This window comes from Pseudomonas sp. ICMP 10191 (genome assembly GCF_001467335.1).
GTDB classification, from domain to species: domain Bacteria; phylum Pseudomonadota; class Gammaproteobacteria; order Pseudomonadales; family Pseudomonadaceae; genus Aquipseudomonas; species Aquipseudomonas cerasi.
In genome coordinates this window covers 15,091-28,970 of sequence record NZ_LKGW01000116.1, presented here as the reverse complement: position 1 = coordinate 28,970, position 13,880 = coordinate 15,091, and the positions used below count along the sequence as shown (strand labels likewise).

General features: G+C 61.6%; 11 protein-coding genes. 4 read left to right on the top strand and 7 right to left on the bottom strand.

Features of this window, described 5'->3' with window-relative positions:
• Positions 1–3 precede the first annotated feature (3 nt).
• A complete protein-coding gene (gene glyS, locus AO388_RS16735) occupies positions 4–2,058 on the bottom strand; it encodes a glycine--tRNA ligase subunit beta (protein ID WP_003432731.1) in 2,055 nt (684 codons plus the stop codon).
• Positions 2,055–3,002 carry a glycine--tRNA ligase subunit alpha gene (gene glyQ / locus AO388_RS16730; RefSeq protein ID WP_002551326.1) on the bottom strand — a complete coding sequence of 316 codons (948 nt, stop codon included), beginning with the start codon at positions 3,000–3,002 and terminating at the stop codon, positions 2,055–2,057. The genes glyS and glyQ overlap by 4 nt, the downstream gene beginning before the upstream one ends.
• Before the next feature lie 80 nt (positions 3,003–3,082).
• Here glyQ and AO388_RS16725 point away from each other — a divergent pair, with 80 nt between their 5' ends.
• Both AO388_RS16725 and AO388_RS16720 read left to right on the top strand, forming a co-directional pair.
• Positions 3,083–3,634: a DNA-3-methyladenine glycosylase I gene (locus AO388_RS16725; protein ID WP_003432729.1), complete on the top strand. Its 552-nt coding sequence runs from the start codon at positions 3,083–3,085 to the stop codon at positions 3,632–3,634.
• A gap of 38 nt (positions 3,635–3,672) precedes the next feature.
• Entirely contained in the window at positions 3,673–4,560 is an 888-nt protein-coding gene (locus AO388_RS16720) for a lysophospholipid acyltransferase (protein ID WP_054082290.1), read from the top strand.
• 182 nt (positions 4,561–4,742) lie between these two features.
• Here AO388_RS16720 and AO388_RS16715 read toward each other — a convergent pair whose 3' ends face one another.
• The 5 genes from AO388_RS16715 to def form a co-directional block, all read right to left on the bottom strand.
• Complete coding sequence (locus AO388_RS16715; protein WP_054082291.1) at positions 4,743–7,106, bottom strand: FdhF/YdeP family oxidoreductase; 2,364 nt, start codon at positions 7,104–7,106, stop codon at positions 4,743–4,745.
• Between the two features lie 154 nt (positions 7,107–7,260).
• The gene (gene trkA, locus AO388_RS16710; protein WP_003367803.1) at positions 7,261–8,634 is read right to left on the bottom strand and encodes a Trk system potassium transporter TrkA; all 1,374 of its coding nucleotides are present in this window, start codon (positions 8,632–8,634) and stop codon (positions 7,261–7,263) included.
• A gap of 4 nt (positions 8,635–8,638) precedes the next feature.
• Positions 8,639–9,964 carry a 16S rRNA (cytosine(967)-C(5))-methyltransferase RsmB gene (gene rsmB / locus AO388_RS16705; RefSeq protein WP_003432726.1) on the bottom strand — a complete coding sequence of 442 codons (1,326 nt, stop codon included), beginning with the start codon at positions 9,962–9,964 and terminating at the stop codon, positions 8,639–8,641.
• Entirely contained in the window at positions 9,961–10,905 is a 945-nt protein-coding gene (fmt, locus tag AO388_RS16700) for a methionyl-tRNA formyltransferase (protein ID WP_003367799.1), read from the bottom strand. Before fmt ends, rsmB begins: the two co-directional genes overlap by 4 nt.
• Positions 10,906–10,958: 53 nt before the next feature.
• The gene (gene def / locus AO388_RS16695; protein ID WP_002551333.1) at positions 10,959–11,465 is read right to left on the bottom strand and encodes a peptide deformylase; all 507 of its coding nucleotides are present in this window, start codon (positions 11,463–11,465) and stop codon (positions 10,959–10,961) included.
• 125 nt (positions 11,466–11,590) lie between these two features.
• Here def and AO388_RS16690 point away from each other — a divergent pair, with 125 nt between their 5' ends.
• Positions 11,591–12,616, top strand: coding sequence for a LysM peptidoglycan-binding domain-containing protein (locus tag AO388_RS16690; protein WP_003367793.1), 1,026 nt, complete (start codon positions 11,591–11,593; stop codon positions 12,614–12,616).
• Between the two features lie 123 nt (positions 12,617–12,739).
• Positions 12,740–13,858: a DNA-processing protein DprA gene (dprA, locus tag AO388_RS16685; RefSeq protein ID WP_058416777.1), complete on the top strand. Its 1,119-nt coding sequence runs from the start codon at positions 12,740–12,742 to the stop codon at positions 13,856–13,858.
• Positions 13,859–13,880 lie beyond the last annotated feature (22 nt).

Sequence of the window (13,880 nt, the reverse complement as noted above, 5' to 3'; positions counted from 1 at the left end):
TTGTCAGCCCAGCAACGAGATGTCGGCGACGCCGAGGAACAGACCGCGCAAACGCGACAACAGGGCATAACGGTTGGCACGCACGTTGGCGTCTTCCGCGTTGACCATCACGGCTTCGAAAAACGCATCGACCGGCTCACGCAACATCGCCAGACGCGCCAGCGATTCGCTGTACTGACGCTCGGCAGCCATCGGCTGGATCGCGTGATCGGCCTGCTGGATGGCCGAGTACAGCGAGAACTCGTTGGCGTTGTCGAAATACTTGGGCTCGACGGTCTGGGCAATGCTGCCCTCGGCCTTGCTCAAGAGGTTCGATACACGTTTGTTCACTGCGGCCAGTGCTGCGGCCTGTGGCAGTTTGCGGAAGGCCTGGACTGCCTGGACGCGTTGATCGAAATCCAGCGCCGAAGCCGGTTGCAGGGCACGCACCGAAAGGTACACCGCCACGTCGACGCCTTCGTCTTCATAGCGCGCACGCAGACGATCGAAGATGAAGTCGAGCACCTGTTCCGCCAGACCGGCTGGCTTGATCTTCGCGCCGAACTGCGTGACGGCGAACTTCACCGTTTCGATCAGGTTCAGATCGAGCTTCTTCTCGATCAGGATACGCAGGATGCCCAGTGCCGCACGACGCAGTGCATAGGGGTCCTTGCTGCCGGTAGGCAGCATGCCGATCCCGAAGATGCCAACCAGCGTGTCGAGCTTGTCGGCAATTGCCACCGCAGCACCGGTCAGTGTGGTTGGCAGTTCGGCACCTGCGCCACGCGGCATGTACTGCTCATTGAGCGCCAGTGCGACATCTTCAGGCTCGCCGTCGGCCTTGGCGTAGTAATAACCGGCAATGCCCTGCATTTCCGGAAACTCGCCGACCATCTCGCTCGACAGGTCGCACTTGGACAGCAGACCGGCCCGCGCAGCACGCTGGGCGTCGCCGCCGATGCGGGGGGCGATGTAAGCGGCCAGTTTCGACACACGCTCGGCCTTGTCGAACACGCTGCCCAACTGCGCCTGGAACACGACGTTCTTCAGGCGATCGTTGAAGGTTTCCAGCTTCTGCTTCTTGTCCTGCTTGAAGAAGAACTCGGCGTCGGTCAGGCGTGGACGAACCACCTTCTCGTTACCGGCGATGATCTGTGCCGGGTCCTTGCTCTCGATGTTGGCCACGGTGATGAAGCGCGGCAGCAGCTTGCCGTCGACATCCAGCAGGCAGAAGTATTTCTGGTTGTCCTGCATGGTGGTAATCAAGGCTTCCTGAGGGACTTCCAGGAAGCGCTCTTCGAATGAACACACCAGCGGAACCGGCCATTCGACCAGACCGGCCACTTCGTCCAGCAGACTTGGCGGCACGATGGCGGTGCCTTCCTGTTGGGTGGCCAGCTCGTCGACGCGCTTGCTGATGATCTGCCGACGTTCGTTGAAGTCGGCCAGCACATGAGCGGCGCGCAGGTCGCTGAGGTAACCGGCAGGCGAAGAAATGCGCACGTCTTGCGGATGATGGAAGCGATGACCGCGCGAATGACGACCCGCGCTCTGGGCAAGGATCGTGCAGTCCACCACTTGATCACCGAACAGCATCACCAGCCACTGGGTCGGCCGCACGAACTCTTCCTTGCGAGCACCCCAGCGCATGCGCTTGGCAATCGGCAGGTCGTTCAGCGAGTCTTCGACGATGGTCGGCAACAGGGACGTCGTCGGCTTGCCGAGGATGGTCTGGCTGTAACGCAGTTTCGGACCGCTCTGATCGATTTCGCTCAGGTCGACGCCGCACTTCTTGGCGAAGCCCAGGGCGGCCTGAGTCGGGTTACCGTCGGCATCGAACGCTGCCTGACGCGGCGGGCCATCGAGGTTGACGCTGCGATCCGGTTGTTGCGTGGCCAGTGCGGTAATCAGCACGGCCAGACGACGCGGTGCTGCGTAGACCTGCTTGGCGCTGTAGGTCAGACCTGCGCCTGTGATGCCTTTTTCAATACCGGCGAGAAACGCATCGGCCAGCGAGACGAGGGTCTTGGGTGGCAGTTCTTCGGTGCCCAGTTCGACCAGAAAATCTTGAGCACTCATTGCGCTGCCTCCAGCTTGGCCAACACTTCATCGCGTAGATCGGGCGGCGCCATCGGGAAGCCGAGACGGGCGCGGGCCTGCAGGTAGGCCTGAGCCACCGAACGGGCCAATGTGCGTACGCGCAGGATGTACTGCTGACGCGCCGTCACGGAAATCGCGCGACGGGCATCCAGCAGGTTGAAGGTGTGCGAGGCCTTGAGGACCATTTCGTAGCCGGGCAATGGCAGCTCCAGCTCGATCAGGCGTGCGGCTTCGCTTTCGTAGAAGTCGAACAGCTCGAACAGTTTGTCGACGTTGGCGTGTTCGAAGTTGTAGGTCGACTGCTCCACCTCGTTCTGGTGGAACACGTCGCCGTAGGTCACTTTGCCGAACGGACCGTCAGCCCAGACCAGATCGTAGACCGAGTCCACGCCCTGCTGGTACATCGCCAGACGCTCGAGGCCATACGTGATTTCGCCGGTGACCGGGTAGCACTCCAGGCCACCGACCTGCTGGAAGTAGGTGAACTGCGAGACTTCCATGCCGTTGAGCCAGATCTCCCAGCCCAGACCCCAGGCGCCCAGCGTCGGCGATTCCCAGTTGTCTTCGACGAAGCGCACGTCGTGCACCAGCGGATCGAGGCCGATGTGCTTGAGCGAGCCCAGGTACAGTTCCTGGAAGTTGTCCGGGTTCGGCTTGAGAATCACCTGAAACTGGTAATAGTGCTGCAGGCGGTTCGGGTTTTCGCCGTAGCGGCCGTCAGTCGGGCGACGGCTTGGCTGTACGTAAGCGGCGTTCCAGGTTTCCGGGCCTACGGCGCGCAGAAACGTGGCAGTGTGGAACGTGCCGGCGCCTACTTCCATATCGTAGGGCTGAAGTACCACGCAACCTTGTTCTGCCCAGTATTGCTGGAGGGCGAGGATCAAGTCTTGGAAGGTACGCACGGCTGGCGTAGGCTGGCTCACAAATTTCACCTGTGCTGGGCTGCGATTCAAAGAGCGGGAGTATACCCGATTCGGCCGCACGTCCACTCCTTGGGAGCCCTATGACACGCTGCTTTTGGTGCAACGAAGACCCCCTGTACATCGCTTATCACGATCAGGAGTGGGGAGTGCCGCTGCGCGATGCGCAGAAGCTCTTCGAGTTGCTTTTGCTCGAAGGGTTCCAGGCCGGGCTGTCGTGGATCACGATTCTCAAGCGGCGGGCGCGTTATCGCGAAGTGCTGCACGGCTTTGACGTCGAGCGCCTGGCGCAGTTGAGCGATGCCGAAATAGAGACGCTGATGCTCGATCCGAGCATCATCCGCAACCGCCTCAAGCTCAAGGCCGTGCGCACCAATGCGCGGGCCTGGCTGGCGCTGGAAGACCCGGTCGCGCTGCTCTGGTCGTTTGTCGGCGGTACACCGAAGATCAATCACTTCAAGGATCGCAGCGAAGTCCCGGCGATTACCGCCGAGGCCGAAGCAATGAGCAAGGCACTTAAAAAGGCCGGTTTCACCTTTGTCGGCCCGACCATCTGTTATGCCTACATGCAGGCCAGCGGTATGGTCATGGACCACACCGTCGATTGCGATCGGTATGCGATCCTGAGCCGCTAACGGTTACACTACCCGCCTCGAGAATCTGGGAGTCATCTGTGGATAAGTTCAAAGGCGCCGTAATGGTCGGGGCGTTGCGATTGTTTGCGCTGTTGCCGTGGCGCGCGGTGCAGTGGGCAGGCACCGCGATTGGCTGGCTGATGTGGAAGCTGCCCAACCGTTCGCGGGAAGTGGCACGGATCAACCTGTCCAAGTGTTTCCCCGAGTTGAGCGAGCCGGAGCTGGAAAAGCTCGTTGGCCGCAGCCTGATGGACATCGGCAAGACCCTGACCGAAAGCGCCTGTGCGTGGATATGGCCAGCACAGAAATCGATCGACCTGGTGCGTGAAGTCGAAGGGCTTGATGTGCTCAAGGACGCGCTGGCGTCCGGCAAGGGCGTGGTTGGCATCACCAGCCACCTGGGCAACTGGGAAGTGCTCAATCACTTCTATTGCAGCCAGTGCAAGCCGATCATTTTCTATCGTCCACCCAAGCTGAAAGCCGTGGACGACCTGTTGCGCAAGCAGCGTGTGCAGTTGGGCAACAAGGTGGCGGCGTCGACCAAGGAAGGCATTCTCAGTGTCATCAAGGAAGTGCGCAAAGGCGGCTCGGTGGGTATTCCGGCCGATCCGGAGCCGGCCGAATCAGCGGGCATCTTCGTGCCCTTCTGCGGCACCCAGGCGCTGACCAGCAAGTTCGTACCGAACATGCTGGCAGGCGGCAAGGCAGTCGGTGTATTCCTGCACGCCATGCGCCTGCCGGACGGCTCGGGTTACAAAGTGGTACTCGAAGCGGCTCCGGAAGCCATGTACAGCACCGACACCGAAACCTCGGCAGCGGCGATGAGCAAAGTGGTCGAGAAATACGTGCGGGCTTACCCTAGCCAGTACATGTGGACCATGAAACGCTTCAAGAAACGCCCGCCAGGCGAAGCGCGCTGGTACTAGGAAAGATAGGACGCAGAGCGTCCAGAACTGCATGCGACGCGGAGCGCCGCACGATAGTCGAGATTATCGTTCCGCACGCTCCAGCGTGGGAATGCCGTGCGTGACGCTCCGCGTCACAAAGAGGACGCAGAGCGTCCGGAACGGCGTGCCCACGCTGGAGCATGGGCACGATAGTGTTTCCCTCAACTGGCCGCCGCAATCAACCCGCGCCGCTCCAGCGCCACCTGAGTGCCCTCCGGACTCATCCGCACCAGGTTCACCGGGATGGATTTGGCCGCAGGAGTGTTGCCATGTTTATCCCGGTTGGCCAGTGGCAGCAGGCCGTTGGTTTCCGGGTAATACGCTGCGCAGCAACCCTGCGGCACGTCGTAGGGTATGACCTTGAAACCCGCTGCACGCCGCGCCGTGGTCGGGTCGAGCGCCGTCTGAAACTCGATGTAGTCCCCGGCTTTCAGCCCCAGGCGTTCGATGTCCTGCGGGTTGAGCATCACCACCATGCGGTCGCCAAAGATGTCCCGATAACGGTCGTCGTTGGAATACACCGTGGTGTTGAACTGGTCATGGCTGCGGATCGTCATCAACTGCAGATGCTCGGCGCCCGGCGGCGTGTCGTCTTCGTCGTAGATGCCTTCGGGAAAGAGGAAGTTGGCCTTGCCCGACTCGGTGTCCCACTTGCGCTCACTGGCGGCATTGGGCAATCGAAAACCTCCGGGTTCTAGGATGCGCTGATTGAAATCGTAAAACTGCTCGGGCAATACTTCTTCGATCTTGTCGCGAATCCTGGCGTAGTCACCCACGTAGCTGTCCCAGTCCACCTTGGGGTTGGGCGCAAGCGTCGCTTTGGCGATACCGGCAATGATGGCGATTTCGGAAATCAGATGTTTCGACGCAGGCTCGAGCATGCCGGTCGAGCCGTGCACCATCGACATCGAGTCCTCCACCGTAATGGTTTGCGCCACACCGTTCTGCAGGTCGCGTTCCGAACGCGCCACGCATGGCAGCAGAAAGGCCTTCTGGCCATGTACCGTCGCACTGCGGTTGAGCTTGGTGTTGACCAGCACCGTCATTTTCAGGCGGCTGACGGTCGGGCAGATCACATCGGTGTCCGGAATGGCACGGAAGAAATTGCCGCCCATGGAAATGAGCGCTTCCACCTCGCCACGCAAGAGGGCTTCGCAGGTCTCGGCCACGGCATGGCCTTTTTTTCTGGACGCCTCAAAACCGAACACCTTGCTCATGCTGGCCAGAAACGGTTCGCCGGCCTTTTCATAGATGCCCATCGTCCTGTCGCCCTGTACGTTGGAATGCCCGCGCACCGGGCAAGCCCCTGCACCGAGCTTGCCGATGTTGCCGCGCAACAGCAGCAGGTTGATGATCTGCTGCATGGCATCACCGCCACGCTTGTGCTGAGTGATGCCCATCCCCCAGCAGCAGATGACCCCCTTCGAGCGCTTATAAACCGCAGCCACCTCTTCGATGGCCTGACGCGTCAGACCCGAATGGCGCTCGATGATGTCCCAGGGCAACTGTCGGCAATAATCGGCGTACTGCTCGAAGCCATGGGTGTGTTCTTCAATGAACGCCACGTCGAGGACGCGCGGCAGGTTTTCACGCTGCGCCACGTCATCGGCTTCGATCACGGCCTTGCAAACGCCTTGCAGGGCGATCATGTCGCCGCCGATCCTGACCTGATGGTACTGCGAGCTGATTTCCACCCCATGCAGACTGAGCATGTCGCGCGGGTCCTGCGGCGCCGCAAAGCGTACCAGCGCCCTTTCCCGCAGCGGGTTGAACGAGATGATGCTTGCGCCCCGGCGTGCGGCGGCGTGCAGCTCGGACATCATGCGCGGGCTGTTGGTCCCGGGGTTCTGGCCGATGATAAAAATCGCGTCGGCGTTCTCGAAATCTTCCAGCGTCGTGGTGCCTTTGCCGACCCCGATCGACTCGGGCAGCGCCGCAGTGGTGGTTTCATGGCACATATTCGAGCAGTCAGGGAAGTTGGCCATGCCGTACAGCCGACCGAACAGCTGATACAGAAAGGCGGCTTCGTTCGACGTGCGTCCGGAGGTGTACAGCTCCAGTTTCCACGGATCGCTCAGGCCGCGCAGCTCTGCGCCGATCTCGGCGAACGCTTCGTCCCAGGTGACAGGCAGGTATTTGTCAGTGGCGGCGTCGTAGCGCATCGGCTCGGTAATACGGCCTTCTGCTTCCAGCGCGTGATCGCTCCAGGTCGCCAGTTCGCTGACCGTATGCCGGGCGAAGAACTCGGGCGTCACGCGTTTCCTGGTCGATTCCCAGGCCAGTGCCTTGGCACCGTTCTCGCAGTATTCAAAGGTGTGCGGTTTCTTCGGGTCCGGCCAGGAGCAACTGGGGCAGTCGAAGCCGCCAGGCTTGTTCATGGACATCAGCGTGCGGTTGCCCTTGATCAGCACATGCTGGTGCAACAGGTGCTTGTTGACCGCACTGAGCGCAGGCCAGCCACCCGCCGGTGTGCCGTCAGTCTGTGAGCCTTGAAGCGGGGCCGGGGAATTTTCCGATTCGGACATGGGGTGCGTTCTCTCTCATAAAGCCCGTGCAGGCATGAAGCTCGTGTGTCTGAGATGCACGGGCTCAGAGAGAATTCGCCCGAGTCGACGAGCGTTGCCGACAGGGCGCGTCGGCAAGAGGTTCAGTCAGGGTCACACCCTGTTCAGGAGCGGTTCAGAAAAAGCTCAGGCCGACCTGAAACAGCCGCTCAACCTCGCGGATGCACTTCTTGTCCACAAGGAACATGATCACATGGTCACCGGATTCGATCACGGTGATGTCATGGGCGATAAGCACCTGTTCGTCGCGGATGACTGCGCCGATTGCCGTACCGGTCGGCAGGTTGATGTCCTTGATGGCGCGGCCCACCACCTTGCTGGATTTCGAGTCGCCGTGAGCGACGATCTCGATGGCTTCGGCTGCACCGCGTCGCAGCGAATGCACGCTGACGATATCACCACGGCGCACGTGGGCCAGCAGCGTGCCGATGGTTGCCAGCTGCGGGCTGACCGCAACGTCGATTTCGCCACCCTGCACCAGATCGACGTAGGCCGGGTTATTGATCAGCGTCATCACCTTGCGCGCGCCCAGACGCTTGGCCAGCAGCGACGACATGATGTTGGCTTCATCGTCGTTGGTCAGCGCCAGGAACAGGTCGGTGTTGCCGATGTTTTCTTCCAGCAGCAGGTCGCGGTCCGATGAGCTGCCCTGCAGCACCACCGTGCTGTCCAGATGCTCCGACAGATAGCGGCAGCGCGCCGGGCTCACTTCGATGATCTTCACCTGATAGCGGCTTTCGATGGCTTCAGCCAGACGCTCGCCGATGTTGCCGCCACCGGCGATGACGATACGTTTGTAGTTCTCGTCCAGGCGCCGCAGCTCTCCCATCACGGCACGAATATCAGCCTTGGCGGCGATGAAAAACACCTCGTCATCGGCTTCGATGACCGTGTCGCCATGCGGCAGTATCGCCCGGTCGCGGCGATAGATCGCCGCGATGCGCGTTTCGACATTCGGCATGTGCGCTCGTAGCTGGCGCAACGGCTGACCGACCAGTGCGCCGCCGTAATAGGCTTTGACCGCGACCAGTTGCGCTTTGCCTTCGGCGAAGTCGATCACCTGCAGCGCACCGGGGTATTCGATCAGACGTTTGATGTAGTTGGTGACGACCTGCTCCGGACTGATCAGCACGTCGACCGGGATCGCGTTTTTATCGAACAGGCCAGCGCGTGTCAGGTACGCCGCTTCACGAATGCGCGCGATCTTGGTCGGCGTGTGGAACAGCGTGTGGGCAACCTGACAGGCGATCATGTTGGCTTCGTCGCTGCTGGTCACCGCGACCAGCATGTCGGCGTCGTCCGCGCCGGCCTGACGCAACACCGCCGGGTAGGAGCCTTTGCCCTGCACGGTGCGGATGTCCAGGCGGTCGCCCAGATCGCGCAACCGGTCGCCGTCAGTGTCGACCACGGTGATGTCATTGGCTTCGCCCGCCAGATGCTCGGCCAGCGTACCGCCTACCTGTCCTGCACCCAGAATGATGATTTTCACGCGCTTACTCCCGCGCCGCCGCGATCTTGATCAGTTTGGCGTAGTAGAAACCATCGTGGCCGCCTTGCTGGGCCAGCAGCTGGCGACCATGGGCTTGCTTGATACCCGCGGGCGGCTGTCCTGCCTGCCCGGCGATGTCCAGCTCTCTGGCCCCGGAGGTACGCGCCAGAAACGCCTCGATGACGTCGGTGTTTTCGGTCGGCAGTGTCGAGCAGGTCGCGTACACCAGCATGCCGCCTACCTGCAGCGTAGGCCACAACGCATCGAGCAGCTCGCCCTGCAAGGCCGCCAGCGCGACGATGTCGTCTGCCTGACGAGTCAGTTTGATGTCCGGATGACGACGAATCACGCCAGTCGCCGAGCACGGTGCGTCGAGCAGGATGCGCTGGAACGGTTTGCCGTCCCACCACTGCGCTGTCTCGCGTGCATCGGCGGCGATCAGCTCGGCATCCAGGCCCAGGCGATCAAGGTTTTCACGCACGCGCACCAGACGCTTGGCTTCCAGATCCACCGCTACCACGCCGCTTAGTTGCGGCTGCACTTCCAGCAAGTGGCAGGTCTTGCCGCCCGGCGCGCAGCAGGCATCGAGTACCCGTTGCCCGGGGGCCAGCTCCAGCAGGTCGGCGGCCAGTTGCGCGGCTTCGTCCTGCACGCTGATCCAGCCTTCGGCAAAACCGGGCAGTGAGCGCACATCGCACGGCTCGGCGAGCACGATGCCGTCCTGACTGAATGTGCACGCACTGGCTTGCAGGCCGGCAGTGTTGAGCAGTTCGAGGTATTGATCGCGACGGTGATGGCGTCGGTTGACGCGCAAAATCATCGGCGGGTGTGCATTGTTGGCCGCGCAGATGGCTTCCCACTGTTCCGGCCAGGCGGCTTTCAGGGCTTTCTGCAGCCAGCGCGGGTGGGCTGTACGCACCACCGGGTCGTGTTCCAGCTCGATCAGCAGCGCCTCGCCGTCACGTTGCGCATTGCGCAGCACGGCGTTGAGCAAGCCTTTGGCCCAGGGCTTTTTCAATTTGTCGGCGCAGCCCACGGTTTCACCGATGGCGGCGTGGGCCGGAATGCGGCTGTAGAACAGCTGATAAAGACCGACCAGCAACAAGGCTTCAACGTCGGCGTCGGCGGCCTTGAAGGGCTTTTGCAGCAGCTTGGCCGCCAGAGCCGACAGGCGCGGCTGCCAGCGCGCGGTGCCGAATGCCAGGTCCTGAGTCAGACCACGATCACGCACCTCGACCTTGTCCAGTTGAGTGGGCAACGAGCTGTTCAGCGAGGCCTTGCCGCTGAGCACGGCAGCCAGTGCCTTGGCGGCGGCCAGACGCGGGTTCATTGGCCCAGCACCGTGCCGATGGCAAATTTCTCGCGGCGGCTGTTGAACAGATCCGTGAAGTTCAGCGGCTTGCCGCCCGGCAATTGCAGACGGGTCAGGCGTAGCGCGTTCTGACCGCACGCGACGATCAGGCCATCCTTGCTGGCGCCAAGAATCGTCCCCGGCGCGCCCTGCCCTTCGGCCAGATCGGCTGTCAGGACTTTCAGGGTTTCTTCGTTCAGCGTGCTGTGGCAGATCGGCCAGGGGTTGAAGGCGCGGACCAGGCGCTCAAGCTCATCGGCCGGACGTGTCCAGTCCAGGCGCGCTTCGTCCTTGTTCAGCTTGTGGGCGTAGTTGGCCAGGCTGTCATCCTGAACCTCGCCGACCAGCGAACCTTCCGCCAGACCGGCAATGGCCTGCAACACAGCCGGCGGACCGAGTTCGGCCAGGCGATCATGCAGCGTCCCGCCCGTGTCCTGCGCGGTGATCGGGGTAACGGCCTTGAGCAGCATCGGCCCGGTGTCCAGGCCCGCTTCCATGCGCATCACCGTTACGCCGCTCTCGGCATCACCGGCCTGTACCGCGCGCTGAATCGGCGCCGCACCACGCCAGCGCGGCAGCAGCGACGCGTGGCTGTTGATACAGCCCAGGCGCGGAATATCCAGCACCACTTGCGGCAGGATCAGGCCGTAGGCGACGACCACCATCAAATCGGGTTGCAGCGCTGCCAGTTCGGCCTGCGCGTCAGGATCGCGCAGCGTTGGCGGCTGCATGACCGGTACGTCATGTTGCAGCGCCAGTTGCTTGACCGGGCTGGGCATCAGCTTTTGTCCACGACCGGCCGGGCGATCGGGCTGGGTGTACACGGCGACGATCTGGTGAGTGCTGTCGAGCAGGGCCTTGAGGTGTTCGGCGGCGAATTCCGGGGTGCCGGCGAAGACGATGCGCAGTGGCTCAGTCATGGAGTTCTCATTATAAAAAAAGGCCTGTTCAGGCCTTTTGGGGTAACGACGGATCAGGCGTTGAGCTTGTGCTGCTTTTCGAGCTTCTTCTTGATCCGGTCACGCTTGAGGTTGGAAAGGTAATCGACGAACAGCTTGCCGTTCAGGTGATCGCATTCATGCTGGATACAGATGGCGAGCAGGCCCTCGGCAACCAGTTCGTAAGGCTTGCCGTCACGGTCCAGCGCCTTGACGCGAACCTTTTGCGGGCGGTCGACGTTTTCGTAGAAACCGGGAACCGACAGGCAGCCTTCCTGATACTGATCCATTTCGTCGGTCAGCTTTTCGATTTCAGGATTGATGAAGACCCGCGGTTCGCTGCGGTCTTCGCTCAGGTCCATGACGACCACGCGCTTGTGGACGTTGACCTGAGTCGCGGCCAGGCCAATACCTGGCGCTTCGTACATGGTTTCAAACATGTCGTCGACCAACTGGCGAATGCCTTCGTCTACCATCGCCACAGGTTTGGCGATAGTGCGCAGGCGCGAATCGGGAAATTCGAGGATGTTTAGAATGGCCATATACGTAAGAGCTGCACTGTTAAGGTAAAGTCAATGTTGGGTGCCGGGCCCGGGAGTTCAAGGCAGGCAGCCCAGGACAGGACTCTAGGGTTCGCGTGAGGCAACATGATAAAGGGATTCACCGCATGAGGAAATCACTACTCGCCCTGCTGCTGCTGACCGCCAGCGGTCTTGCGCAGGCGCAAGTGCAACTCAGGGAAGGCTATCCGCAGAGCTACACCGTTGTCGCCGGGGACACACTCTGGGACATTTCCGGCAAGTTCTTGCGTGAACCGTGGAAATGGCGCGAGATCTGGCGGGCCAATCCGCAAGTCCATGATCCCGACCTGATCTATCCCGGTGACACCCTCGCGCTGACCTGGGTCGATGGTCAGCCGCGTGTGACGCTCAATCGGGGCGAGTCGCGCGGGACCATCAAATTGTCACCGCGTGTGCGCAGTACGCCGATGGTCGAGGCCATTCCGAGCATTCCGCTGGGGGCGATCAACGCATTCCTGATCAGCAACCGGATTGTCGACAACGCCGAGCAGTTCGAGAAAGCCCCCTACATCGTTGCGGGCAATGCCGAGCGCGTGCTCAGTGGCAACGGTGATCGTGCCTATGCACGGGGCGCGCTGGACCCGGCGCACAGCGTCTATGGCATCTTTCGTCAGGGCAAGACCTACATCGATCCGGAGACCAAGGAAGTACTGGGCATCAACGCCGATGACGTCGGCAGCGCCGAGGTGGTTGCCACCGAAGGTGACGTCTCGACCCTGATTCTGCAGCGCTCCACGCAGGAAGTGCGTCTGGGCGATCGCTTGTTCAGCAGCGAAGAGCGGGCCATCAACTCGACGTTCCTGCCCAGCGCTCCGCAGGCGCCGATAGAAGGTTTGATTCTGGATGTGCCACGCGGCGTCACTCAGGTCAGCGTGCTGGATGTGGTCACGCTCGACAAGGGCAAACGCGACGGTCTGACCGAGGGCAACGTGCTGGCGATCTACAAGACCAGCGAAACCGTGCGCGACCGAATCACCGGTGAGCTGGTAAAAATCCCCGACGAACGGGCCGGGCTGCTGATGGTTTTCCGTACCTACGACAAGCTTAGTTACGCCTTGGTCCTGCAAGCCAACCGATCTTTGGCCATCATGGACAAGGTTCGCAATCCGTAGACGCATGTTTCAGATCTGACACGGATTTGTGTGACGAACCAGACACTTATCAAATTGTTGTCAACAGAGTTATCCACAGGTTTGTGCATCACTTGAGATGCACGATGGATCAGGGACGATCTCATGCCATTGTTCGAAAATGCCCTCTCTTCGCCTGCAGAGCTGGAAGCGCGCTTGCGCGTGCACCGCTTGCCCGAGATAGGGCCGAAACGCTTTTCCAGACTGATTGAAGCTTTCGGTTCGGCCTCGTCGGCGCTCAGTGCGCCGGCCAGCGCATGGCGTGCGCTGGGCATTCCAGGTGTCTGTGCCGAGGCGCGTCGTGACCCCTCCGTACGTGATGGCGCCAGTGCCGCATTGGCCTGGCTGGAGCGTCCGGCCCAGCATTTGCTGATGTGGGACGACCCCGGCTACCCCGCGCTGCTGGCGCAGATCGCAGATCCACCGCCGCTGATCTTCATTGCCGGCGACCCTTCGATCCTTGAGCGTCCGCAACTGGGAATGGTCGGCAGTCGTCGCGCCTCCCGACCCGGACTCGACACCGCCAGCGCTTTTGCGCGCAGCCTGGCGGCTGCCGGTTTTGTGATCACCAGCGGCTTGGCGCGAGGTATTGACGGTGCCGCGCATCAGGGCGCATTGGATGTCGGGGGGCTGACAATCGGCGTGCTTGGCACCGGGCTCGAAAAACTTTATCCACAGCAGCACCGCGCGCTCGCAGCACAGATGGCGGCCCAGGGCGGCGCCGTGATTTCCGAGTTCCCGCTGGACGCCGCAGCACAGGCCAGCAACTTCCCGCGACGTAACCGAATCATCAGTGGCCTGTCGCTGGGCATACTGGTGGTCGAGGCCAGTGTTGCCAGCGGCTCATTGATTACCGCGCGGCTGGCCGCCGAGCATGGACGAGAGGTTTACGCGATACCCGGCTCGATTCATCACCCTGGCGCCAAGGGCTGTCATCAGTTGATACGAGACGGCGCGACACTGATTGAGACCGTCGAACACATTCTTGAAGGCTTGCAGCACTGGAAACGTGTTGCGCCCGGCATCGATCCCGTCACGCCGGCGAAGCCTGCCCCTTGCGATCATCCACTGTTGGCGCTGCTGCACGCCGCACCGCACACCAGCGAGGGGCTGTCGTTGTCATGCGGATGGCCATTACCCAAGGTATTGGCGGGCCTGACCGAGCTGGAACTGGACGGACGCATAAGCTGTGAAGCAGGACGATGGTTCGCCAGAGCGCCCTGAGGTTAAACTGCCGCCAGGATTC

Bases quoted from the DNA above. Each gene is read 5' to 3' on its own strand.
- glyS (WP_003432731.1), bottom strand. From the start codon at position 2,058: ATGAGTGCTCAAGATTTTCTGGTCGAACTGGGCACCGAAGAACTGCCA.
- AO388_RS16725 (WP_003432729.1), top strand. From the start codon at position 3,083: ATGACACGCTGCTTTTGGTGCAACGAAGACCCCCTGTACATCGCTTAT.
- AO388_RS16715 (WP_054082291.1), bottom strand. From the start codon at position 7,106: ATGTCCGAATCGGAAAATTCCCCGGCCCCGCTTCAAGGCTCACAGACT.
- rsmB (WP_003432726.1), bottom strand. From the start codon at position 9,964: ATGAACCCGCGTCTGGCCGCCGCCAAGGCACTGGCTGCCGTGCTCAGC.
- fmt (WP_003367799.1), bottom strand. From the start codon at position 10,905: ATGACTGAGCCACTGCGCATCGTCTTCGCCGGCACCCCGGAATTCGCC.
- def (WP_002551333.1), bottom strand. From the start codon at position 11,465: ATGGCCATTCTAAACATCCTCGAATTTCCCGATTCGCGCCTGCGCACT.
- AO388_RS16690 (WP_003367793.1), top strand. From the start codon at position 11,591: ATGAGGAAATCACTACTCGCCCTGCTGCTGCTGACCGCCAGCGGTCTT.
- dprA (WP_058416777.1), top strand. From the start codon at position 12,740: ATGCCATTGTTCGAAAATGCCCTCTCTTCGCCTGCAGAGCTGGAAGCG.